The sequence below is a fragment of the uncultured Sphingopyxis sp. genome (assembly GCF_900078365.1).
GTDB lineage: Bacteria > Pseudomonadota > Alphaproteobacteria > Sphingomonadales > Sphingomonadaceae > Sphingopyxis.
Map to the genome: position 1 here is coordinate 2,667,501 of NZ_LT598653.1, position 23,067 is coordinate 2,690,567.

General features: G+C 66.3%; 25 protein-coding genes and 1 pseudogene. 18 read left to right on the forward strand and 8 right to left on the reverse strand.

Features of this window, described 5'->3' with window-relative positions; all coding sequences use genetic code 11:
- The first annotated feature begins 32 nt into the window (after nt 1-32).
- The gene (locus QZL87_RS12355) at nt 33-461 is read left to right on the forward strand and encodes a PilZ domain-containing protein (RefSeq protein WP_295319783.1); all 429 of its coding nucleotides are present in this window, start codon (nt 33-35) and stop codon (nt 459-461) included.
- A gap of 14 nt (nt 462-475) precedes the next feature.
- Here the strand turns inward: QZL87_RS12355 and QZL87_RS12360 are convergent, their stop codons facing one another.
- Entirely contained in the window at nt 476-868 is a 393-nt protein-coding gene (locus tag QZL87_RS12360) for a helix-turn-helix domain-containing protein (protein WP_295319785.1), read from the reverse strand.
- Nucleotides 869-982: 114 nt separating this feature from the next.
- On the opposite strand from QZL87_RS12360, the gene QZL87_RS12365 reads away from it, so the two are divergent.
- The 5 genes and pseudogenes from QZL87_RS12365 (at nt 983) to QZL87_RS12385 (ending at nt 5,013) form a co-directional block, all read left to right on the forward strand.
- Entirely contained in the window at nt 983-1,726 is a 744-nt protein-coding gene (locus QZL87_RS12365; RefSeq protein ID WP_295319788.1) for an SDR family oxidoreductase, read from the forward strand.
- Between the two features lie 188 nt (nt 1,727-1,914).
- On the forward strand, nt 1,915-3,162 hold the full coding sequence (rlmN, locus tag QZL87_RS12370) for a 23S rRNA (adenine(2503)-C(2))-methyltransferase RlmN (protein ID WP_295319792.1): 1,248 nt from the start codon (nt 1,915-1,917) through the stop codon (nt 3,160-3,162).
- Between the two features lie 224 nt (nt 3,163-3,386).
- Nucleotides 3,387-3,845, forward strand: a complete 459-nt coding sequence (locus tag QZL87_RS12375) for an outer membrane beta-barrel protein (RefSeq protein WP_136175020.1) — start codon at nt 3,387-3,389, stop codon at nt 3,843-3,845.
- A gap of 111 nt (nt 3,846-3,956) precedes the next feature.
- Nucleotides 3,957-4,364 carry a hypothetical protein gene (locus QZL87_RS12380; protein WP_295319794.1) on the forward strand — a complete coding sequence of 136 codons (408 nt, stop codon included), beginning with the start codon at nt 3,957-3,959 and terminating at the stop codon, nt 4,362-4,364.
- 325 nt (nt 4,365-4,689) lie between these two features.
- Nucleotides 4,690-5,013 (forward strand): annotated as a pseudogene (locus QZL87_RS12385) (YnfA family protein).
- A 139-nt stretch (nt 5,014-5,152) separates the two neighbouring features.
- On the opposite strand, the gene QZL87_RS12390 reads toward QZL87_RS12385, so the two are convergent.
- The gene (locus QZL87_RS12390; protein ID WP_295319796.1) at nt 5,153-5,866 is read right to left on the reverse strand and encodes an arylesterase; all 714 of its coding nucleotides are present in this window, start codon (nt 5,864-5,866) and stop codon (nt 5,153-5,155) included.
- Nucleotides 5,867-5,883: 17 nt separating this feature from the next.
- Between QZL87_RS12390 and QZL87_RS12395 the strand changes: the two genes are divergently transcribed.
- Nucleotides 5,884-6,585, forward strand: coding sequence for an ATP-binding cassette domain-containing protein (locus tag QZL87_RS12395; RefSeq protein ID WP_295319798.1), 702 nt, complete (start codon nt 5,884-5,886; stop codon nt 6,583-6,585).
- A gap of 154 nt (nt 6,586-6,739) precedes the next feature.
- Entirely contained in the window at nt 6,740-9,241 is a 2,502-nt protein-coding gene (locus QZL87_RS12400; RefSeq protein ID WP_295319801.1) for an FtsX-like permease family protein, read from the forward strand.
- Here the strand turns inward: QZL87_RS12400 and QZL87_RS12405 are convergent.
- Genes QZL87_RS12405 through thrS form a run of 3 tightly spaced genes read right to left on the reverse strand, consistent with a single transcriptional unit; the run spans nt 9,238 to nt 12,862 of the window.
- A complete protein-coding gene (locus tag QZL87_RS12405) occupies nt 9,238-9,999 on the reverse strand; it encodes a sulfite exporter TauE/SafE family protein (protein ID WP_295319803.1) in 762 nt (253 codons plus the stop codon). The two genes, QZL87_RS12400 and QZL87_RS12405, sit on opposite strands and share 4 nt — an antisense overlap.
- On the reverse strand, nt 9,996-10,862 hold the full coding sequence (locus tag QZL87_RS12410; RefSeq protein ID WP_295319805.1) for a metallophosphoesterase: 867 nt from the start codon (nt 10,860-10,862) through the stop codon (nt 9,996-9,998). Before QZL87_RS12410 ends, QZL87_RS12405 begins: the two co-directional genes overlap by 4 nt.
- Entirely contained in the window at nt 10,859-12,862 is a 2,004-nt protein-coding gene (gene thrS, locus QZL87_RS12415; protein WP_295319808.1) for a threonine--tRNA ligase, read from the reverse strand. The genes QZL87_RS12410 and thrS overlap by 4 nt, the downstream gene beginning before the upstream one ends.
- A 146-nt stretch (nt 12,863-13,008) precedes the next feature.
- Here thrS and QZL87_RS12420 point away from each other — a divergent pair, with 146 nt between their 5' ends.
- From QZL87_RS12420 to QZL87_RS12465, 10 genes are all read left to right on the forward strand, one after another.
- Nucleotides 13,009-13,431, forward strand: a complete 423-nt coding sequence (locus tag QZL87_RS12420; protein ID WP_295319810.1) for a MerC family mercury resistance protein — start codon at nt 13,009-13,011, stop codon at nt 13,429-13,431.
- Nucleotides 13,428-13,805 carry a VOC family protein gene (locus QZL87_RS12425; protein WP_295319812.1) on the forward strand — a complete coding sequence of 126 codons (378 nt, stop codon included), beginning with the start codon at nt 13,428-13,430 and terminating at the stop codon, nt 13,803-13,805. Before QZL87_RS12420 ends, QZL87_RS12425 begins: the two co-directional genes overlap by 4 nt.
- Before the next feature lie 102 nt (nt 13,806-13,907).
- The gene (locus QZL87_RS12430; RefSeq protein ID WP_295319814.1) at nt 13,908-14,330 is read left to right on the forward strand and encodes a hypothetical protein; all 423 of its coding nucleotides are present in this window, start codon (nt 13,908-13,910) and stop codon (nt 14,328-14,330) included.
- On the forward strand, nt 14,327-14,521 hold the full coding sequence (locus QZL87_RS12435) for a helix-turn-helix transcriptional regulator (protein ID WP_295319816.1): 195 nt from the start codon (nt 14,327-14,329) through the stop codon (nt 14,519-14,521). Before QZL87_RS12430 ends, QZL87_RS12435 begins: the two co-directional genes overlap by 4 nt.
- A gap of 81 nt (nt 14,522-14,602) precedes the next feature.
- Nucleotides 14,603-14,857: a DUF6356 family protein gene (locus QZL87_RS12440; RefSeq protein ID WP_295319818.1), complete on the forward strand. Its 255-nt coding sequence runs from the start codon at nt 14,603-14,605 to the stop codon at nt 14,855-14,857.
- Nucleotides 14,854-15,618, forward strand: a complete 765-nt coding sequence (locus QZL87_RS12445) for an alpha/beta hydrolase (protein WP_295326874.1) — start codon at nt 14,854-14,856, stop codon at nt 15,616-15,618. The genes QZL87_RS12440 and QZL87_RS12445 overlap by 4 nt, the downstream gene beginning before the upstream one ends.
- A 176-nt stretch (nt 15,619-15,794) precedes the next feature.
- Nucleotides 15,795-16,232 (forward strand): thioesterase family protein, encoded by a 438-nt coding sequence (locus QZL87_RS12450; protein WP_295319820.1) that lies wholly within the window; start codon nt 15,795-15,797, stop codon nt 16,230-16,232.
- A 10-nt stretch (nt 16,233-16,242) separates the two neighbouring features.
- Complete coding sequence (locus tag QZL87_RS12455) at nt 16,243-16,680, forward strand: VOC family protein (RefSeq protein WP_295319824.1); 438 nt, start codon at nt 16,243-16,245, stop codon at nt 16,678-16,680.
- 117 nt (nt 16,681-16,797) lie between these two features.
- The gene (gloB, locus tag QZL87_RS12460) at nt 16,798-17,526 is read left to right on the forward strand and encodes a hydroxyacylglutathione hydrolase (protein ID WP_295319826.1); all 729 of its coding nucleotides are present in this window, start codon (nt 16,798-16,800) and stop codon (nt 17,524-17,526) included.
- A 64-nt stretch (nt 17,527-17,590) separates the two neighbouring features.
- Complete coding sequence (locus tag QZL87_RS12465; protein ID WP_295319829.1) at nt 17,591-18,037, forward strand: hypothetical protein; 447 nt, start codon at nt 17,591-17,593, stop codon at nt 18,035-18,037.
- 208 nt (nt 18,038-18,245) lie between these two features.
- Here QZL87_RS12465 and QZL87_RS12470 read toward each other — a convergent pair whose 3' ends face one another.
- The 3 genes from QZL87_RS12470 to QZL87_RS12480 form a co-directional block, all read right to left on the reverse strand.
- Nucleotides 18,246-20,075: an AMP-dependent synthetase/ligase gene (locus tag QZL87_RS12470; RefSeq protein WP_295319831.1), complete on the reverse strand. Its 1,830-nt coding sequence runs from the start codon at nt 20,073-20,075 to the stop codon at nt 18,246-18,248.
- Nucleotides 20,076-20,123: 48 nt separating this feature from the next.
- A complete protein-coding gene (ggt, locus tag QZL87_RS12475) occupies nt 20,124-21,815 on the reverse strand; it encodes a gamma-glutamyltransferase (RefSeq protein ID WP_295319833.1) in 1,692 nt (563 codons plus the stop codon).
- 168 nt (nt 21,816-21,983) lie between these two features.
- Nucleotides 21,984-23,051 carry a quinone-dependent dihydroorotate dehydrogenase gene (locus QZL87_RS12480; protein WP_295319835.1) on the reverse strand — a complete coding sequence of 356 codons (1,068 nt, stop codon included), beginning with the start codon at nt 23,049-23,051 and terminating at the stop codon, nt 21,984-21,986.
- Nucleotides 23,052-23,067 lie beyond the last annotated feature (16 nt).

The window sequence follows — 23,067 nt, forward strand, 5'->3', positions numbered from 1 at the left end:
GTGGGAATCGGGCGGCAAATACCGAGTCGCGCATGTCGAATCCCGAGGCCTTCCCTGCCTCATCGCTTCCGGAGGAAAAGCGCCAGCCGCGGCAGTCGCGGCTGGTCAAGGCGGCGCTCGCCTGCCAGCGGCTCGGCCGGTTCGACGTCACGCTGCGCAACGTCTCGTTGACCGGCATCGGCGGCCAGGCCCCGCAGGCGCTTCAGATCGGCGAACGCATGACGGTGTTCATGCCCGGCCACGAACCGATGCTGGGGACGGTGCGCTGGGTCGCGGGCACGCGCTTCGGCATCCAGACCGACCGCGAGATCGAAACGATGCGCCTGCGCGCCGCGCACAAGGAGCAGATCGTCGCCGCCGACAGCATGGCCGATTTCCAGATCATCCCCCCGCCGCGCATCGACACCTGGCGTCCCGGCCTGACCAGCGGCCCGCCGGGGCAATTCGGGCGCAAACGGTAAGCGCGAGGCCGTCCTTATCCCCGCGCGTCAAAGGCCGACCGCGCCTTTTCGATCCGGTCGAGATTGGTTTCGGCCCAGACCCAAACGCCGCAAAAGGCTTCGCCCAGACTATGGCCGAGATCGGTCAGGCAATATTCGACCTTCGGCGGGACGACCGGATGCACCGTCCGCACGACGAGGCCATCGCGCTCCATCGCGCGCAAGGTCTGCGTCAGCATCTTCTGGCTGATCCCGGGAACGAGCCGCGACAATTCGGTGAAGCGGCAGGTGCCATGATCCTCCAGCTCCTCCAGGACGAGGAGCGTCCATTTGTCGGCGACCCGGCCGATGAGTTCGTTGACGAGCGTCTCGACGCGCGGATCGACCGGCGCATGCGGATTGTATGAAATTTTTTCGGGCGCGGGCATGGCGGAAAATCCAATTCTCTCTTTTGGGTAACTATGGCACTTTCGGGTGCCTTCTTTCTTCCGGAGAGTATAGGAATATTTAGGCCTCCTCACCATCCCCAAAGGAGAAGCGCCATGAAGACCAGCGACAACACCATCCTCGTCACCGGCGGCGGCTCGGGCATCGGGGTTGCGCTCGCGCAGCGCTGGCACGACGCGGGCAACAAGGTCATCGTCACCGGCCGCAACGCCGCCAAGCTCGACGCGGCGATCGCCGGACGGCCGAACATGACGGCGATGGCGCTCGACGTCACCGACGCCGACGCCATCGCGGCCTTCGCGAAGGAAATTGTCGCGAAGCATCCCGATCTCAACATCCTCGTCAACAATGCCGGGATCATGAGCGCCGAGGATGCGAGTGCGAAGCGCGACCTGTCGCACGCCGAAACCACCGTCGTCACCAACATCCTCGGCCCGATCCGGCTGACCGACGCGCTCGTCGACCATCTCGCGGCGCAAGCGGACAGCGCGATCGTCAATGTGACGTCGGGACTCGCCTTCGTCCCCTTCCCCAAGGCGCCGACCTATTCGGCGACCAAGGCGGCGATGCACAGCTATTCGGTCGCGCTGCGCATCCAACTCGAGGGCAAGGTCGAGGTGATCGAGCTGGCCCCACCCGCGGTGCGCACCGACCTGACCCCCGGCCAGTCGACGCGCGAGGGCTATATGCCGCTGGGCGACTTCGCCGACGAGGTGATGGCGCTGTTCGCGCAGCAGCCGACACCGGCGGAAATCCTCGTCCAGAACGTCCTGCCGCTGCGCAATGCCGAGGCGAACCGAAATGTGCCGCAGGTGCTGGAGATGCTGAAGGGGTTGTGACTCCATTGCCCTCCCCTTCAGGGGAGGGCAGCGAGACTTGGGAGCTTTGCTCCCTAGTCGCAGCGGGTGGGGCCCATCGGCCTTGCGCAAGGCCGATGGCCCCCACCCCAACCCCTCCCCTAAAGGGGAGGGGCTTTTATCGCCCGCAATTGCGCTTTCGCCCCTCCCCCACTATATGGCCGCGCATCATGCAGATTCCCGGCCATATCGACCCCGTGACGACGGGCACCGTTCGCTCACGCGGCGGCAACCGCATCGACCTCGTCGGGCTGACGCGCGACGCGATCGGCGGCGTGCTCGTCGAGGCCGGGCTCGACGCCAAGGCGGCGAAACTGCGCGCCAAGCAGATCTGGCACTGGATCTATCACCGCGGCGTCACCGATTTCGAGGCGATGACCGACATCGCCAAGACGATGCGTCCCTGGCTGACCGACCGTTTCATCATCGGCCGCCCGACGGTGCGCGAGGCGCAGGTGTCGAGCGACGGCACGCGCAAATGGCTGCTCGCCGCCGCCGACGGCCAGGAATATGAGATGGTCTTCATCCCCGACGCCGATCGGGGAACCCTCTGCGTATCGAGCCAGGTCGGCTGCACGCTCAACTGCCGCTTCTGTCACACCGGCACGATGCGCCTCGTCCGCAATCTCGGCGCGGGCGAGATCGTCGGGCAGGTGCTGCTCGCGCGCGACGCGCTCGGCGAATGGCCGAAGGGGACGATGGCGGGCTTCGGCGCCGATCCCGAGGACGAGGATTATGACGATGAGGCCGGGCACTACACCGCCGACGGCCGCATGCTCACCAATATCGTGATGATGGGCATGGGCGAACCGCTCTATAATTTCGACGAGGTCAAGGGCGCGCTCAAGATCGTGATGGACGGCGACGGGCTCGCGCTGTCGAAGCGCCGCATCACCTTATCGACGAGCGGCGTCGTGCCGATGATGGCGCGCGCGGGCGAGGAGATCGGGGTCAATCTCGCGGTCTCGCTCCACGCGGTGACCAAGGAAATCCGCGACGAGATCGTGCCCTTGAACCGCAAATATGGCATCGAGGAACTGCTGCAGGCATGCGCCGATTATCCCGGCGCGAACAACGCCCGGCGCATCACCTTCGAATATGTCATGCTGAAGGACAAGAATGACAGCGATGCGGATGCGCGCGAACTCGTCCGGCTGATCAAGCAATATGGTCTGCCCGCCAAGGTCAATCTGATCCCCTTCAATCCCTGGCCGGGGGCGCCCTATGAATGCTCGACCCCCGAGCGGGTGCGTGCGTTCAGCAACCTCATTTTCAAGGCCGGCATCTCGGCGCCAGTGCGCACGCCGCGCGGGCGCGACATCATGGCGGCGTGCGGGCAATTGAAGAGCGCCGCGACCAAGCCGACGCGCGCCGAACTCGACCGCATCGCCGAGGAAAAACAGGCCGCGCTCGGCTGAGCGCCCTTCACGCGGCACTTTCGCTCTCATAAAAACGTCGGAAATCCGCGGCTCTGCGGATCGGATTTCGCATAGCTATTCTATACCGTGTGGTAAAAATAACACAGGTAAGAAAATTGTCACATTCTGAACGATCCATTCATTGAAGCGACAGGCGTCGACGCCATTTAAGGGCCGGGCCGCGACCCAAAGGGCGTGGTCCGTTTTGAATGAAGGAACGAAAAATGAAAAAATTCGCAGTTGCAGCCGCTCTCCTCTCGGCCGTCGTCGCAACCCCCGCCCTCGCGGCCCCCGCTGGCGAAGGCCGCGTGGAAGTTCGCGGCGGCCTGATCACCGGCAACGGCCAGGACGAAGCCACGCTCGGCGCCGCCGCCGGTTATGACTTCGACCTCGGCAGCTCGACCTTCGTCGGCGCCGAAATCGCGGGCGACAAGGTGCTCGTCGACGGCGCGAACGTCCAGTTCTCGGCCGGCGGCCGCGTCGGCGCCAAGATCGGCGCCAGCGGCAAGCTTTATGCCACCGGCGGTTACACCTTCGGCGACGTGGACGATCCCTATGTCGGCGCCGGCTACCAGCACAAGCTGACCCAGAATGTCTATGCCAAGGGCGAATATCGTCACCAGTTCATCGACAACTTCGGTGACTTCGACACCTTCGTCGTCGGCCTCGGCTTCGCATTCTGATCTCTTCGGACCAGCGAAACGAAAAGAGAGGGGCGGCCTGCGGGTCGCCCCTTTTTTGAACTGCGGCTTTCGACCGGTTGCGGACGTATACGGATCAGCTACATCTTTTGAATGAAGCGCAGCATCTTGTTTCTTGTCGCTGGGATTGCGGCACCACTGCTGGCCTCCTGCTCGCCTCCCATGATTGAGATAATCATATACGAAGACGGCAGCCAGACACGGGCTGATCTGAGCCAAGACTGGGGAGTAGTTTTTTCCGATAAGAGGGCGCCTTGCGTGGAGTCGGTGACCCTTTATCCCGTCGGCAAATTTTCCGGGAGGGCAGCGTGGTCCGGGAAGGCGGTATGGGAAGTAAGGGTCGACAAATCTGTCTGGTGCAAAGATTTGGGAACCGTCGTGGTCGGCCAAACTCCGCGCGGCTTCAAGGAAGTGACCGCGCTCCCTCCCGGTTCGGCCGGTGAATACAAATTGGTGATCCGTGGCGCCGGAGTTGGAGAAGCTTCGCTTGGTCTGGATTAGATGCGATAGGCCCGCTCACCACCCCTCTTCGGTCAACGTCTGGAGTCCGGAACGCAATGGCCGGTTCCGGCCGCAAACAGACATAGCTGAAAAGCAAGCCCCTCCCCTTCAGGGGAGGGGTTGGGGTGGGGGCCATCAGCCTTGCGCAAGGCCGATGGCCCCCACCCGCTGCGACTAAGCCAGCAAGCTGGCAAGTCTCGCTGCCCTCCCCTGAAGGGGAGGGCCTGATTTGGATCAACGTCCACTTCCCACCCCAAAGCGGACAATTGCGCGGCGCTGGCAGCATCTTCTTTCCTTTTGGCCCCGCGCGCGCCACGGTGAGGGTATGACGGCTTTTGCATATATCGGCGCGGCGCTGGCGGAAATCGCGGGCTGCTTCGCCTTCTGGGCGTGGCTCCGGCTCGACAAGCCGATGTGGTAGGTCGTGCCCGGGATCGCGTCGCTCGCGCTCTTCGCCTGGCTGCTCACGCTCGTCGATGCCGAGCATGCGGGGCGCACCTACGCCGCCTATGGCGGGGTCTATATCGTCTCGGCGCTGATCTGGCTCTGGGCGGTCGAGGGCGCGAAGCCCGACCGCTGGGATTTGATCGGCGCCGCCGTCTGCCTCGGCGGCGCGGCGATCATCCTGTTCGGGCCGCGGGGGAGTTAGCGCACGAACATTCTTGATTAAATCGTCATCCCGGCGAAGGCCGGGATCTCACCATATCGGCCTGACGCACCGGCGAGATCCCGGCCTTCGCCGGGATGACGAGACGAGGAAGGCAGTATTTCAGCTGACCGATCGGACCCTATTTCGCGTCCGGCAGCGCCTGTTCGACCAGCGGCGCCAGCCCTTCGGCCACCACCTTCACGCCCTTCGCATTGGGGTGGAGGTTGTCGCCGAGCATCAATGCCTTGTCGGTGACGACATTGTCGAGGATGAAGGGATAGAAGCTCACCTCATATTTCGACGCGAGTTCGGGATAGATGGGGTTAAACTTGTTCGCATAGTCGCTGCCAAGGTTCGGCGCCGCCATCATGCCGGTGAGCAGCACGGGGATGTCGCGCTTGCGAAGCTCGGCGAGCATCGCGTCGAGATTGGCGCGCGTCTGGTCGGGACCGATCCCGCGCAGCATGTCGTTGCCGCCGAGCCCGAGCAGGACGAGCGCGGGCTTCGCCTTGGCATTGTCGAGCACATAGGTCAGCCGCTGGCGCCCCGCCGCGGTCGTGTCACCCGACACTCCGGCATTCTGGACGCGCGCGACGACGCCGTCATCGGCAAGCGCGGTCTGCAATTGCGGCGCGAGGCCCTCTTTCGGTCCGAGCTGGTAACCCGCATAGAGGCTGTCGCCGAAAGCGATCACGAGCGGCGCGTCGGCCGGGATCGCCGCCGACTTGGGCGCCGCATTCTTGTCGTTCGTCGATGCCGGTGGCGCCTCCGCCGACCCGCATGCGGCGAGCGGTTGGCAAAGCGCGATTGCGCAACCATATATCGCGAAAGAGCGCCATCCGGCCGTTTTCATTCCAAAGGGTCCTCTCCTTGCCCGACGCCCCACGACAATCGCCCGATCTGGCGATCGCCGCCCATAATGTGACGCTGACTTTGGGGAGCGACAAGGCCCCCGTCGAAATTTTGCGCGGCGTCGATCTCGAGGTCGCGGCGGGCACGTCGGTCGCGCTGCTCGGCCCGTCGGGATCGGGCAAAAGCTCGCTGATGGCGGTCCTAGCGGGTCTCGAGCGCGCCAATGGCGGCAGCATCCATGTCGCGGGGCTCGACTTCGCGGCGATGGACGAGGACGATCTGGCACGGGCGCGGCGCGGCCGCATCGGTATCGTGCTCCAGGCCTTCCATCTGCTCCCGACGATGACCGCGCTCGAAAATGTCGCGGTGCCGCTCGAACTCGCGGGGATAGCCGATCCGTTCGGCCGCGCCGCGACGGAACTGGAAGCCGTCGGGCTCGGCCACCGCCTCACCCACTATCCCGCGCAGCTTTCGGGCGGCGAGCAGCAGCGCGTCGCGATCGCGCGCGCGATGGCGAGCTCGCCCGCGATCATCTTCGCCGACGAACCGACGGGCAATCTCGACACCGCGACCGGCCAGTCGATCATCGAGCTGATCTTCGCGCGCCGCGCGGCATTGGGCGCGACTTTGCTGATCATCACGCACGATCCCGAGCTCGCCGAACATTGCGACCGCGTCGTCGTGATGCACGACGGACGGATCGAGGAGCGGGCCGCGTGATGACCGCTGGCAATCGATCCTCCCTGTGGCGAAGCCATGGGGAGGTGGCAGCGCGAAGCGCTGACGGAGGGGCTCTGATGCAACCGCCCCGCCCCTCCACCATCGCCTGCGGCGACGGTCCCCCTCCCCACCGCTTCGCGGCAGGGAGGATTTAGTGCTCCCCCTCGCCTCGCTCTGGCGGATCGCGCGGCGCGACCTCGCGACACGTATCCGGGGGCTTCGCCTCCTCGCCGTCTGCCTCTTCCTCGGCGTCGCGACGCTCGCGGCGATCGGCAGCCTGACGCGCGGCATCACCTCCGAACTCGAAGTGCGCGGACAGACGATCCTTGGCGGCGATATCGAATTCAGCCTGCCGCAACGCGAAGCGACGCCCGAAGAAATGGCGGGCTTCCGCCGCGTCGGCACGCCCTCGGCCACCGTGCGCCTGCGCGCGATGGCGAACGATCCCGACGGCGAGGCTTTGCTCTCCGAGCTGAAGGCGGTCGACGGCGCCTATCCGCTCTATGGCACGATGCGGCTGGAGAGCGGCGCGCGTCGGGGGCCGCCGCCGCCGGGCGCGATCTGGATCGCCAAGGACCTCGCCTCACGCCTCGACCTGAAGGTCGGCAGCCAGGTGAAGTTCGGCGAAAAGACGTTCCTCATCGACGGCATCATCGCCGAAGAGCCCGACCGGCTGGGCGAAGGCTTCACGCTCGGTCCCGTCGCGATCATCGGCCTCGCCGACCTGCCCGCGACGCAGCTGATCCAGCCGGGCAGCCTCTATGAAAGCAAATATCGCGTCCGCTTGGCCGAAAGCGCGAACGCGCAAGCGGTCGGCAAGGCGCTGACCGCCGAATTCCCCGATGCCGGCTGGGACATCGCCGACAGCAGCAACGGCGCGCCCGGCACGCGGCGCTTTATCGAGCGCATGGGGCAATTCCTGTCGCTCGTCGGCCTTGCCGCGCTCGTCATCGCGGGGATCGGCGTCGGCAATGGTGTGGCAAGCTATCTCGCCAGCAAGCGGCCCGGCCTCGCAACGCTAAAGGTGCTCGGCGCCGACAGCGGCACCGTCGCACGCATCTATGGCCTGCAGATCCTCGCGGTCGCGGCGGTGTCGATTATCGCGGGTCTGATCGTCGGCGCGCTCGCGCCCGCCGTGATCGGCTGGGTCGCCGGCGATGTGTTGCCGGTCAAACCGGGCATCGCCATCTATCCGCTGCCGCTCGCCGTCAGCGCCGCCTACGGGCTCCTCATCGCGATCGCGTTCGCCCTGCCCCCGCTCGCCGCGACGCGCCACGTTCCCGCGGCAGGCCTCTATCGCGCAACGGTCAGCGGCGCGGCGCGGATCGACCGGCGCACGGTGATCGCGGTCGCCGCCGCGCTCGCCGCGATCATCGCGCTTGCGGTCGGCACCGCGCGCGAGCCGCTGTTCGCGCTCGGCTTCATCGGCGCGGCGATCGGCCTGCTCCTCATCCTCGTCGCGCTCGGCTGGCTGGTGCGCCGCACCGCGAGCCGCCTGCCGCGCCCGAAGCGTCCGCTCTTCCGCCTCGCACTCGCCAACCTGCACCGTCCCGGCGCCGCGACCGGCGCGCTCGTCGTCGCGCTCGGGCTCGGTCTCACGCTGTTCGTGACGCTCGCGGCGATCCAGACGAGCATCACCGCCGAAATCCGATCGACCGTGCCGCAGCGCGCGCCAAGCTTCTTCGTGCTCGACGTACCGCGCAGCGACGCCGCGCGCTTCCGTTCCATGGTGACGGGCGCCGATCCGAAGGCGGGGATCAACATGATCCCGGCGCTGCGCGGCAGCATCACCGAATTTGCCGGCCAGCGCGTCGATGAACTCACCGAGCTTCCCGAAGGCGCATGGGTGCTGCGCGGCGACCGCGGGCTGACCTACAGCCCGACCTTGCCCAACGGCAGCGAACTCGTCGGTGGCGCATGGTGGGCGGCCGATTACAAGGGCCCGCCGCTGGTCAGCGTCGAGCAGGAAGTCGCGACCTCGCTCGGGCTGAAGCTCGGCGACACGCTCTCGGTCAATGTGCTGGGGGTCGAGGTGCAGGCGAAGGTCGCGTCCTTCCGCACCGTCAACTGGGACAATTTCGGCCTCAACTATGTCCTCGTCTTCTCGCCCGGCACTTTCGACGCGGCGCCGCACAATATGGTCGCGACGGTCGCGGTCGGCCCCGAGGCCGAGACCGCCCTGGCGCGCAGCATCCCGCGCGCCTTTCCCTCGGCCTCGCTGATCGCGGTGCGCGACGTGGTGAGCCAGGTCACCACTCTCCTCACCCAGATGAGCCAGGCGATCGCCGCTGCGGCGAGCATAGCGATCCTCGCCGGCATCGCGGTGCTGATCGGCGCGATCGCCGCGAGCCGCGAGCGGCGCGTCTACGACAGCGTGATCCTCAAGCTGCTCGGCGCGACGCGCGGCCAGATATTGGGCGCGCAGGGCGTGGAATATGCGGTGCTCGCGGCGATCCTCGCGCTGCTCGCGCTCGGTCTCGGTCTCGCCGGCGCCTGGTATGTCGTGACGCAATTGTTCGACTTCGCCTTCGCGCCCGATCCGCTGATCGTCGCCCTGACCCTGCTCGGCGGCGCCGGCCTGTCCTTCCTGATCGGGATCGCGGGCAGCTGGCCTTTGCTCTCGGCGAAACCGGCGCAGGCGCTGCGCAACCTTTAGTTGAGAATCCGCACCACCGCCGAAATCGCGGCAAGGCCCAGCACGACGGCAACCATCGCCTGCCAGACGTGCGGCGGCACGCTGCCGAAATGGCGCCCGCCGAAGCGGTTTCCGAGCCACATCGGCGCGAAGAGCAGCAGCGCGAGCAGGAACAGCCGCTGCGTTGCGATTCCGACCCACAACGCCGCCGCGGTACCGGCGATGGCGGTGAGAAAGAAGATCAGCAGCATCGATGCGCGCGCGGTCTTCGGATCGAGGCGGCGGCGCAGATAGAAGGGCACCACCGGCGGTCCTGGCATCGCGGCGAAACCGGTGAGAACGCCCGAAGCGACCCCGGTGCCGATCACCGCGGCGCGGCCCGGCTTGTGTCCCTCGGGCTGCTTGGGGAGCAGCACGGCGACGAACGCGCCCACCGCGACCACGGTGATCAGCAGCCGCGCGACGTCGGGCCGCGTCACGTCGAGCACCGCCATGCCGCCTTCGGTCGTCACCATCGCGATCAGCCCGATCGGCAGCGCCGTCGCGCGGTCGGCATCGGCGTGGATCAGCCCCAGCCCGACCGGCCCGATCAGCAATTGCAGCAAGATGCCGAGCACCACCGCCTGCGCCGGCGGAATGATGAGGCCGAGCAGCGGCACGAGGATGATCGCCATGCCGAACCCCGTCAGCCCACGCACATAGGCGGCGCCGAAGGTCATGGCTGCCGCCCCGGCGAGCGTCAGCGGGGCGACGCCGACGAGGTGCTGTATATCGGTCATGGGCGCGGGCCTTTCGGTTTCAGCGTGATCAACCACGCGTCGGGCGGCGTGAGGTAACGAAGCGGCAGGAGGCTGGTCCCGAGCCCCGCGCCGACAAAGACGCGCTGGCCCTCGTCGTCGATCGCACCACAAGCGAAGCGGTCGCCATAGCGCGAGACATAGGTCAGTGCGCCGATGAACGGGAAACGGATCTGACCGCAATGCGTATGCCCCGCGAAGACCGCGGCGACGGATCGCGGGAGTTCGGGCACGATGTCCGGACTGTGCGTGAGCAGCAGCGGGACGCCCGGCCCCAGCCGGTCCATCGCGGCGAAGGTCGCCGGCACATCATCGTGCCCCGAATAATCGTCGTCGACCCCGCCGACGACAAGCGGGCCGAGCTTTACCGCTTCATTCTGCAGCACCCGGATGCCGCGCTTTTCGAGTTCGCCGCGCAGCGCGTCGGGCCGGAACCAGTGATCGTGATTGCCCGGCGCGACGACGACGCCGAGCCGCGCCTTCAGCTCGCCGAGCGGCGCCACGATCTCGGCAGGCGAATAGATATGCGTCGCGCCGCGCTTTTCGCTGACGAGATCGCCCGCGATCAGCACGAGGTCGGGCTTCAGGCGATTAAGGTCGGCCACGATCCGCACGAGCCGTTCGGGCGGCATATCGGGTCCCGCGACGTGGATGTCCGACAGCAGCAGCAATTTAAGAGCGGGCTGCTCCATGGGCAGGCCTGCGACGCCCAGCGTCGCGGTCCGGATCACCGGATCGCGCGTCGCGTTCCAATAGCCTTTGGCGAGAAGCCCCGCGCCGACGAGCGCCAGCAACAAGAGCCAGCGCAGCCGGCGGCGCGGGCGACGCTTCTCCTCCCCGCTCAATCGCGCAGGTCCGGCGGCGTCGCCTCACCCTTCAGCATCGCGATCGCGTCGGCGAGCGGCATGATGCGCTGGCCGTCCTGTCCGAGCGTGCGGATCGCGACGCTGCCTTCCTCGGCCTCGCGCTTGCCGACGACGAGCAGATAGGGGACTTTGGCGAGGCTGTGTTCGCGCACCTTGTAGTTGATCTTCTCGTTCCTGAGGTCGCTTTCGGCGCGGATGCCCGCCGCGGTGAGCTGCGCCACGGCATCCTTGGCATAATCGTCGGCGTCCGAAACGATCGTCGCGACCACCGCCTGCACCGGCGCGAGCCAGACCGGGAAGCGGCCGGCGAAATGCTCGATCAATATGCCGATGAAACGCTCATAGGTGCCGAGGATCGCGCGATGAAGCATCACCGGGCGGTGGCGCTCGCCATCCTCGCCGATATAGCTCGCGTCGAGGCGCTCGGGCAGCACGCGGTCGGACTGGATCGTCCCGCACTGCCACGTCCGGCCGATCGCGTCGGTCAGATGAAATTCGAGCTTGGGCGCATAGAAGGCGCCCTCGCCCGGCAATTCTTCCCAGCCATATTCCTCGGTCGCCATGCCGGCGCGGACGACGGCTTCGCGCAGCTCGGCCTCGGCCTTGTCCCACATTTCGTCGGTGCCGAACCGTTTTTCGGGGCGCAACGCGAGCTTCACCGCATAATTCTCGAAACCGAGCTCTCTGTAGACGCGGTCGAGCAGCGCGCAGAAATCGCGCACCTCGTCGACGATCTGGTCCTCGCGGCAGAAGATATGGCCGTCGTCCTGCGTGAACTGGCGCACGCGCATGATGCCGTGGAGCGCGCCATGCGGCTCGTTGCGGTGGCAGCAGCCCATTTCGGCCATGCGCAGCGGCAGGTCGCGATAGCTCTTCATGCCCTGGCGGAAGATCAGGACATGCGCCGGGCAATTCATCGGCTTCAGCGCCATCCATTCGGCGGCATCCGAGACGATCGGGCCGTCGTCCTCGATATTCGGCACCTCGTCGGGGATGACGAACATATTCTCGCGATATTTGCCCCAATGACCCGACTGTTCCCACTGGCGCGCGTCCATCACCTGCGGCGTCTTGACCTCCTGATAGGCGGCGCCGTCGATCGCGCGGCGCATATAGGCCTCGAGCTCGCGATAGATGCGATAACCCTTGGGGTGCCAGAAAACGCTGCCATGCGCTTCCTCCTGCAGGTGGAACAGGTCCATCTCGCGCCCGATCTTGCGATGGTCGCGCTTCGCGGCCTCCTCGAGCCGCACGAGATGCTCGGCGAGCTGCTTCTTGTTGAGCCAGCCGGTGCCGTAGATGCGCGAAAGCTGCGCATTCTTCTGGTCGCCGCGCCAATAGGCGCCCGACACGCGCGTCAGCTTGAACGCCGCCGGATCGAGCTTGCCGGTCGAGGCGAGATGCGGACCGCGGCACATGTCCATCCAACCGTCACCCGAGCGATAGACGGTGAGTTCCTCGCCCTCGGGCAGTTCGGCCGCCCATTCGGCCTTGAAGGTCTCGCCATCGGCCTGCCATTTGGCGATCAGCCGGTCGCGCTCCCACACTTCCCTCGTGAGGGGAAGGTCGGCGGCGATGATCTTGCGCATCTCCTCCTCGATCAGCGGCAGTTCGTCGTCGCGGAACGGGCCATGCTCGGCGGTCGGCGCGAAGTCGTAATAGAAGCCGTCGTTCGTCGAGGGACCGAAGGTGATCTGCGTGCCCGGAAACAGATTCTGTACCGCTTCGGCGAGGACGTGCGCATAATCGTGGCGCACGAGTTCAAGCGCATCGGCCTCGTCGCGGCTCGTCACCAGCGCGAGGTTCGTATCCTCCTCCAGCGGACGCATGATGTCGCGCAGTTCGCCGTCGATCTTCGCGGCAAGCGCGGCCTTCGCAAGGCCGGGTCCGATGTCGGCCGCGATCTGCGCCGGGGTCGTCCCGCGCACGACTTCACGGGCAGAGCCATCGGGAAGGGTGACACGGATCATCTGGGACATCGAAAAATCGGCCTTTCTGCGCAAAATTGCCGGGCTCCTTTGCCAGCATGCGATAGGGGCGGCAAGGGGCGGATTCACGACAGGGCTTGTAATGATACAATGTATCATTATCTGGCATGGCGAACTCCTCCTGCGAAAGAAGCTCCATGTGCCTCCCCGCCGCGCGCCCGCGCCTTGCCGACCTGACGGGGCTTGTCCTCTCGTTCACCTGCCTGATCCATTGCCTCGCGCTGCCGCTGATCCTCCTGCTCGCGCCCGCGCTCAGCCGCTGGATCGCCTTGCCCGAGGGCGTCCATGCGGCGATCCTGCTGCTGGCCCTTCCCGCGGCGGTGATCGCGATGAAGGGCGGATGGCGGCGGCATCGGCGGACGATGCCCGCGATATGCGCGGCCGCGGGGCTCGGGCTGCTCGCGCTCGGCCTGTCGGCGCATGAGGGGTGGATCGCCGTCACCGATCCCGAGGCGGCCGACCGTCTCCTGACCTCGGCCGGGGCGCTGACTCTTGCCGCGGCGCATCTGGCGAACTGGCGCTGGCGTCACCGCGCCCGCGAGCATAGACTGCGCCCATGACCGACATTCCATCGCACCATATCGCCGCGATCCTGCCGTGCAGCGATCTCGATGCCAGCACCGCCTTCTATGAAAGGCTCGGCCTGTCGGTCGTCAGCGACCATGGCAGCTATCGCCTGCTCGAAGACGGCAAGGGCTGGCAGCTCCACCTGACCAACGAAGCGCGGCCGACGTGGCCCGAACGCGACCAGAATCCGTTCGGCCTCTATCTCTACAGCGCCGATGTCGACGCGCTCGCCGCCGCGGCCGGGGATGCGATATTGGGACCGGTCAAGGCGCCGGCGCACAAGCCATGGGGCATGTATGAATTCGCGCTTTCCGATCCCGACGAAACGCTGGTGCGCATCGGCTGGCCCAGCCGCCTGATCGGCTGACGCATCCTCCCGAACAGCAACCTTGTCACTTTGTCAATGTTGCTTGACAATCTATACAGTTGATGTAAAGCGACCTTGTCATATCCAAGGGAGGTCGCTCAAATGTTCGCCTATAAAAGCCCCGCCATTCGCCGCTACACGATCCGCCTGGCGATATTGATGAGCCTGTATCTGGTCATCCTGTTCATCGCGGTCCGCACCTTCCGCCATGGCGACATCGCGGGACTCCCCGCCTATGCTCTCGCCATCGCGCCCGCGCTGCCGATCATTGGCGTCTTCTGGGCGGTCATGCGGCTGCTCGTCGAAGAGCCCGACGAATTTCTCCGCATGCTGCAGGTGCGCCAGTGCCTGTTCGCGACCGGCTTCTGCCTGACGGTGATGACCGTCTGGGAATTTCTGCAGAATTTCGAGTTGGCGGCGCCGGGAAATGGCGGCTTCGGCGCCGCCTTCTTCTGGTTCGTCGGCCTGGGGCTCGGCGCGGCCTATAACCGGATCACTCTCGGCGCGGCCGGCGTCTGCGCGTGAGGAATCGCCTCAAGGTTCTGCGCGCCGAGCGCGACTGGAGCCAGGGCGACCTCGCCGAGCGGCTCGAGGTATCGCGCCAGTCGGTCAATGCGATCGAAACGGGAAAATATGATCCGTCCTTGCCGCTCGCCTTTCGCATTTCGGATGTCTTCGGCCTGCCGATCGAGGCAATATTTCTGCGCGAGCGATAATCGGGCGAACCGGCGCGCCGCCCTTGCGGCCCTCCCCGTCCCCCGCTAGGGCGGCGGGCAGCCGGAAAGGAACCGCCCGCCATGTTCAAGCGCCTGTTCGTCGACCATCCGAAGAGCGTCGATGAAAATTACATCGAACATTTCGGTGTCGCGTCGAAATTCGGGGTGACGATGATCTATGGCGGGCTGTGCGCGCTCGTCCATGCCGTGGTCCCCGGCTGGTGCATCACCACGGGCAGCGACACGATCCAGCGGCTCAACCGGATCATGGTCGAACAGCGCCGCGCCAAGGGACAGGCGGTGACCCAGCTCAGCACGGTCGACTGGGTCATCTGATCCCGGTGGACCCCGCCCCCGATTATCTCGAACGCGCTGGCCGCCCGCGGCTCGCCTATCGCCATACGCCCGGCGCCGGCCCGGCGATCGTCTTCCTGCCGGGCTATATGTCCGACATGGCGGGCGGCAAGGCGACGGCGCTGTTCGACTGGGCGGCGGGCGAGGGCCAGGCCTGCCTGCTGCTCGACTATGCCGGATGCGGATTGTCGGGCGGGCTGTTCGCCGACCAGACATTGCTCGACTGGCGCGGCGACATACTCGACCTGATCGATGCGAAAGTCGAAGGGCCGGTGGTCATCGTCGGGTCGTCGATGGGCGGCTGGCTGATGCTGCTCACGGCATTGGCGCTGGTGCAGCGCGACGGGCCGGCGCGCGTCGCCGGGCTGGTCGGGATCGCGGCGGCGCCCGATTTCACCGGCTGGGGCTTCACGCCGGAAGAAAAGGCGATCATCCAGGCCGAAGGCGCGCTGGTCGAGGAAACGCCCTACAGCGACCAGCCCTATGTGACGACGCGCGCTTTCTGGCAGTCGGGCGAAGCGAACCGCCTGCTCGACGGCGAAATCCCCCTCGCCTGCCCCGTGCGCCTGCTCCACGGACAGGAAGACGGCGACGTCCCGCCCGGCATCAGTCTCCGCCTCGCGGCCGCGCTCGTGAGCGAGGATGTGCAGGTCACGCTCGTCAAGGGCGGCGATCATCGACTGTCGCGCGATGGCGACATCGCGCTGCTGATCGACACCGTCGCGCGGCTCGCGACAAACTAGAAACCGTCGCGCGGCTCGCGACCCAAATCTAATCTTTGATTGAAAAAACGCTGTTCCCCCGCGAAGGCGGGGGTCCATCTCCGGTCGGTGCTATTTGGAACCGGCAGGAGATGGGTCCCCGCCTTCGCGGGGACACAGGGATATTTTATTCAACGCCTGATATTCTGGGGATTTCCATGGCTCGCAGCGACTTCAAATTCCACGTCACCAAGCGCGTCCGCTATGCCGAGATCGACGCGCAGCGCGTCGTGTTCAACAGCCGCTACCTCGAATATTTCGACATCGGGATCACCGAATATTGGCGCGCCGCGGGCGTCTATGACCGCTGGCCCGGTCATAGCAGCCCCGAATTCCACGTCGCGCGGGCCGAGGTCGACTACAAGGTTCCGATCCTGCTCGACGAGGAGATCGACATCTGCGTGCGCGCGGCGCGCGTCGGGAAAAGCTCGATGACCTTCCTGTTCGAGCTCCACGGCGCGGGCAAGGACGACCTGCGCGCCAGCGGACAGCTCATCAATGTCCATGTCGCCGAGGCGCAGGGTGCGCCCGCGCCGGTGCCGGACGAATTCCTATTCCTGTTCGAAGCGTTTGAAGCGCGGTCCCTTCGCGCCTAAATAGGACGCCATGACAAAATATCTTCACACCATGATCCGCGTGTCGGATCCCGACGCCACGGTCGATTTCTTCAAGCTGATCGGGCTCGAGGAAACCCGCCGTTTCGACAATGAGGCGGGGCGTTTCACGCTGATCTTTCTCGCCGCGCCCGGACAGGGCGATGTGGCCGAGGTCGAGCTCACCTATAACTGGCCGCCCGCCGACGGCAGCGCCCCCGAAGAATATACGGGCGGGCGCAATTTCGGCCATCTCGCCTACCGGGTCGACGACATCTATGCGACGTGCCAGCGGCTGATGGACGCCGGGGTGACGATCAACCGCCCGCCGCGCGACGGCCATATGGCGTTCGTCCGCTCGCCCGACGGCATTTCGGTCGAACTGCTGCAGGAAGGCACGCTCGACCCCGCCGAGCCTTGGGCGTCGATGCCCAACACGGGCAGCTGGTAAAAGGCGGCGCCCCCGCGCGGAGACGAGACTTTCCGCCGGGGCTGTGGCAGAGTGGCGCACCAAGGTCCGCTGGCATCCGCTCCGTCTTGTGGATGCGAGAGCTGGAAAGGAAACAAGGTGGCTGCGCTGGACATCGTCCGTATTCCCGTCCTCAGCGACAATTATGTCTGGCTGGTCCACGATCCCGCCAGCAAGGCGACGATGGCCGTCGATCCGGCGGTCGCCGAGCCCGTGCTGGCCGCGGCGGCGGAACGCGGCTGGACGATCACCGACATCTGGAACACCCACTGGCATCCCGACCACACCGGCGGCAACGCCGCGATCAAAGAAGCCACCGGTTGCACCATCACCGGCCCGGCGGCCGAATATGCGCGCATCCCGACGCTCGACGTGCAGGTGAAGGGCGGCGACAAGGTCAAGCTCGGCGCGCACGTCGCCGACGTCTGGGACGTGCCGGCGCATACGGCGGGCCATATCGCCTATCATTTCGCCGCGGATGCCGCGATCTTCGTCGGCGACACGATGTTCGCGATGGGCTGCGGCCGGCTGTTCGAGGGCACCGCCGAGCAGATGTTCGCCAATATGCGGAAACTCGGCACGCTCGACGACGCGACGCGCGTTTATTGCGCGCACGAATATACGCTGTCGAACGCGCGCTTCGCGGTCACGGTCGATCCCGGCAACGAGGCGCTCGCGGCGCGGCTGGCGGCGGTCGAGGCGGCGCGCGCGGCGGGCGAGGCGACGGTCCCGACCAGCATCGGCGAAGAGCGGGCGACCAACCCCTTTTTTCGCGCCCCCGACGCGGCCGAACTGGCGCGTATCCGCGCGCTCAAGGATGCCGCCTGATGCCGCCGCTTCAGCACCTATTCATCTGCAACGGCGATACTGGCCGATCTCAAGGAGCAATTTCATGGCGAAGCTGAACCCGATGGCTGCCGCGCTGTTGATCGCGGCCGCGCCGCTGGTCGCCAGCTGCGCGCCCGCGGGGTCGGGCGAGCCGGGCGCCGCGGCGCTCACGCCGAAACAGGCCGAGCGGCTCGACAAGCAGCTTGCGGGCAAGGTTCCGGGCGAGCCGATGAAATGTCTGCCGAGCTATCGCACCAACCAGACGATCCGCGTGTCGGACAGCATCCTGCTCTATCGCTCGGGCGGCAATCTCGTTTACCGCAACGATCTCAAAAGCAGCTGCCCCGGCCTCGCGCGCGACAGCGACATCATGGTGGTGCGCCAGTTCGGCTCGTCGACCTGCGAAGGCGATTTCTTCCATCTGGTCGACCGGTCGAGCGGGATTCGCGGGCCGACATGCGTTTTCGGCGAATTCGTCCCCTATCGCAAACCGGAGGGGGACAAAGGCTGAGCCCACGGGGCTCGGTCGCAGGCGGGGACCGGTTTGCGCCGAGCTCTTCGGGTCGCACCCTCGCCTGCTTTGATCTGATTAGCCCTCCCCTTCAGGGGAGGGCAGTGAGACTTGGGAGCTTGCTCCCTAGTCGCAGCGGGTGGGGGGCCGCAACCTTGCGCTACCTCGACAGCCCCCACCCCAACCCCTCCCCTGAAGGGGAGGGGCTTTATGCCTTATACAGCGCCGCAATCTTGTCCGCGTAGACTTGCTTCAGAATGTGCCGCCGGATCTTCATCGACGGCGTCATCTGCTCATTCTCGATGCTGAACGGCTCGTCGGCGAAGTCGAACTTGCGCACCTTCTCGATCACCGAGAGCTGGCCGTTGACGCGGTCGACCGCAGTGCGGATCGCGGTGCGGAACTTCTCATGCTCGCGCAGCAGTTTCAGATCCTTGGGCAGCCCCTCGGCCTCGGCCCATTCGGCCGCCCATTCGGGATCGGGCACCAAAATGCCGACGAGGTGCGGACGCTTGTCGCCATAGACCATCGCCTGCAGGATTTCGGGCTGGAGCGTCAGCATGCCCTCGACGCGCTGCGGCGACACATTGTCGCCCTTGTCGTTGACGATCAAATCCTTCTTGCGGTCGGTGATGACGATGCGCCCCTGATCGTCGATATGGCCGATGTCGCCGGTGTGGAGCCACGGCCCCGCCTCGGGATCGGCGGCATCGGGGATCAGCACGCGCTCGGTCTCGGCCTGGTTGCGCCAATAGCCCTTCATGACGAGTTCGCCGCGCACGCAGATTTCGCCGTCGTCGGCGATCTTCACTTCGGTATCCATCAGCGGCGGGCCGACCGTGTCCATCTTGATCCCCGCGCTCGGGCGGTTGCAGCTGATCACCGGCCCCGCCTCGGTCTGCCCATAGCCTTGCAGCAGGGTCAGCCCGATCGAGTGGAAGAAGACGCCGATTTCGGGATTGAGCGGCGCGCCGCCCGACACCAGCGCCTTCATCCGGCCGCCGAACCGTTTGCCGATCTTGGGCCGGAACAATTTGTCGAGGATCAGGTCGACCGGCCGGTCGAGCACGCCCATCCGCCGCTCATAATCCTTCTCGCCGACGCGCAGCGCCTGATTCAGCATCCAGTTCGCGAGCCTGCCCTGTTTTTCGACCGCCTTGATCATCCGCGCGCGGATCACCTCGAACAGGCGCGGCACGACGACCATGATCGTCGGGCGCGTCTCCTCGATGTTCGAGACGAGCTTTTCGAGCCCCTCGCTGTAATAGATTTGCGCCCCGACCATGATCGGCAGGAACTGACCGCCCGAATGTTCATAGGCGTGACTGAGCGGCAGGAAGGACAGGAAGACCTCCTCGTCGCCGATGCCGAAATCGTTCACCAGCACTTCGGCGGCGCCCGCGGCATTGTGCAGGATCGCGCCATGATGCTGCATCACCCCGCGCGGCGCGCCGCCGGTGCCGCTGGTGTAGATGATGCAGGCAGTATCCTCGCGCTTGACGCCGAGTCCGCGCGCCTTGGTCTCCTCGACCCACGCCTCGCCGCCCTCGACGAGCGGCGCCCAGTCGTGGACCGTGACCTCGCCCTGCTGACCGACGCGCAGGCTTTCCATCGTGATGACGATATGCGCTTCGGAGCGCATGACCGCGGGCATCAGCGTCCGCGCGAGCTTCGCGGTCGACACGATCACCGCCTTCGCGCCGCTGTTATCGAGGATATGCTGGTGATCGCGTTCGGTGTTGGTCGTGTAGGTCGGCACGGTGATGCAGCCCGCCGCCATGATACCGAGGTCGGCGATGCACCATTCGGGGCGATTCTCGCTGACCAGCACCACGCGGTCGCCTTCCTTCAGGCCGAGTTCGCGCAGATTGTGCGCGAGCGCCGCGACCTGATTGGCGACCTGCCGCCAGCTCAGCGGCTGCCACGCGCGGTCGGCCTTGCGCCACAGGAAGGGATCTTCGCCGCCCCGCCCCGCGCGGTCGAAGAACATCGCGACCAGACTCGAAAAATGGTCGAGATGGGGATTTTCGAGCTTCATTCTGCCTCTCTCCAGGGAGAATTAATTGTTTCTTTTGTTATCGTTGGTTCAATTCTGCACCGGCGCGCCGTCGATCGACGAGCTGCCGGGGCCGCGCGGATCGGCGGCGCCCCGCCAACCCGCCGCGGTGCGTTCGACCGCGTTGAGTTTGGAGCCGAGCCCGGTCGCGGTGAAGCTGTAGCCGAAGGGTTTCATCTTCGCGGCGATCGCCTGCCCCGCCGCATTATCCTCGATCAGCACGCCATCGCGGCCGAAGAAGAGATTGGGCAGTTCCATCGCCGCCTTCGCATCGAGCCCCCAGTCGAGCACACCGATCAGCACCTTGGTCACGTGCATGATGATCCGCTTGCCGCCCGCCGAGCCGACCGCGAGCACGACCTTGCCGTCGGGACCGTAAACGATCGTCGGCGACATCGACGACAGCGGGCGCTTGCCCGCCTGCACGCGGTTCGCGGTCGGCACGCCGTCCTTCGTCGGCGCATGATCGAAATCGGTGAGTTCGTTGTTGAGGAAATAGCCGTTCGCGATCAGCTGGCTGCCGAAGATGCTTTCGACGGTCGAGGTCATCGACACGACATTGCCCGCGGCGTCGGCGGTCACGAAATGCGTCGTGCCCTGTTCGGGGATCGCGGGCGCGGCGGCGCGCGGCTTGGCGCCCGGGGGCGTTCCGGGCTCATAGTGACCCGCGGCGCCATAAGGCGAAATCAGCTGGCGGCGCTCTGCCAGATAGGCCTTGTCGAGCAGGCCCTTCACCGGAACCTCCACGAAATCACTATCGCCGAGATAGGCGGCGCGGTCGGCGTAGCTGAGCTGCATCGCCTCGGCGAGCAAATGCCAGCTCATCGGATTGTCCTTGCCCATCGCTTTCATATCCCAGCCCTCGATCATGCCGAGAATGCCGAAAACGGTGGTCGCACCCGATGAAGGCGGACCCATGCCGCAGACCTTGTAGACGCGATAGCTGGTGCAGACCGCGGGGCGTTCCTTCGCCCGATAGGCGGCAAGATCCTTCGCGGTCAGCACGGCCGCGTTGCGCGGCGCCTTCGCGACGGCTTCGCTGATCGCCCTCGCGTTGGCGCCCGAATAAAAGGCCTCGGGCCCGCGTGCGGCAATGTCGCGCAGGATCGCGGCATAGGCCGGGTTTTTCAGCCGCGTGCCGACCGGCGCGGGCTTGCCATCGACATAATAGATCGCGCGTGCGGCGGGAAAATCCTTCCACATCGGCTCGAACTCGACGAGCCACTTGTTCAGCGCGGGGGTGACGATGAAGCCGTCCTCGGCAAGCTTGATCGCGGGCGCGAACAGCGCCTTCCATTCGAGCTTGCCCCATTTCTTATGCGCCATTTCCATCAGGCGCATATTGCCCGGCACCCCGACCGACAGCCCGCCGGGAATGACGTCCATATAGGGACGCGGCTTGCCGTCGGGGCCGAGGAAGCGTTCGGGCTTCGCCGCCGCCGGCGCGATTTCGCGGCCGTCGATCGTCGATATGCTGCCGTCCTTGGCATTGTGATGCAGCATGAAGCCGCCGCCGCCGATGCCGCTCGATTGCGGCTCGACCAGCGTCAGCACCGCGACCATGGCGACGGCTGCGTCGGCGGCGGTACCGCCCTGATGCAGAATCTCGCGCCCCGCCTCGGTCGCGCGCGGATCGGCCGAAGAGGTGACGCCCTGCGCGGCGGCGAGCGACGGGAGGGCAAAGGTGACGAGCGCGGCGAGCGGGAGGAATCTTTTCAACATGACCGCGACATTGGCGCGGGGTCGGAGGTAGCGCAAGCCTTGTTCCCCTCCCGCTTGCGGGAGGGGTTAGGGGTGGGCCTGCGACGTCGCATTTGCCCACCCCGCTGCGACTAGCGAGCAAGCTCGCAAGTCTCGCTGCCCCTCCCGCAAGCGGGAGGGGAAAACGGCTTAGCTTATCCCAACCGCGTCCGAAACGCGTGCGAAGCCTTCGCGCACGGCTAGTTCTTCGAGGCCGCGTGCGATCCGCGCCGCGAGTCCCGGGCCTTCATAGACCATCGCCGAATAGATCTGGACCAGCCCGGCCCCGGCGCGAATACGCTGCCACGCGTCGTCCGCCGATGCGATGCCGCCCGCCGCGACGAGCGGCAGCTTGCCTCCGCTCGCGGTGCGGAAATCCTTGACGCGTTGCAGCGCCAGCTCGGCGAGCGGCGCGCCCGACAGGCCGCCCGCTTCGCCCGCGTGGCGCGAGGCCAGCAGCGGGCGCTCGATCGTGGTGTTCGAAACGATGACGGCGGCCAGCCCCTTGTCGAAGGCGACCGCGACGATGTCGTCGATGTCCGCAGGTTCGAGATCGGGGGCGACCTTCAGAAACACGGGCTTCGCGATACCGGCGGGCTGCGCCGCCGCGACGCCGTCGAGCAGCGCCTCGAGCGCCCCCCTGTCCTGCAGCGCGCGCAGCCCCGGCGTGTTCGGCGACGAGATATTGACCGTCAGATAGTCGGCGAGCGGCGCCATCGCCGCGGCGCCTTTCGCGTAATCGGCGATGCGGTCGGCGCTGTCCTTGTTCGCGCCGATATTGATGCCGAGCGGCACCGGCAGGCCGTGGCGGCGCAGGCAGGCAATGCGCTCGGCCGCCGCCGCCTGCCCGCCATTGTTGAAACCCATGCGGTTGATCACCGCGCGGTCCTCGACCAGCCGGAACAGCCGCGGACGCGGATTGCCGTCCTGCGGCAGCGGGGTCAGCGTACCGACCTCGACGAAGCCGAAACCGAAATGCGGCATCGCGTGCGCGACGCGCGCATCCTTGTCGAAGCCGGGCGCGAGCCCGACGGGATTGGGAAAGTCGAGCCCCGCAAAGCGGGTCACGAGCACCGGGCTCGTCAGCGCATGGCGCGCGCGCGGCAGCGGCGCGAGCGCGTTCAGCGTCAGATTGTGCGCCGCCTCGCCGTCGGTGGCGTGGACGATCGGGCGAACGAGCGCATAGGCGGCATCGGTGAGCAAGGCGAAGAGCGGCATGGCCCGCCATTGCGCC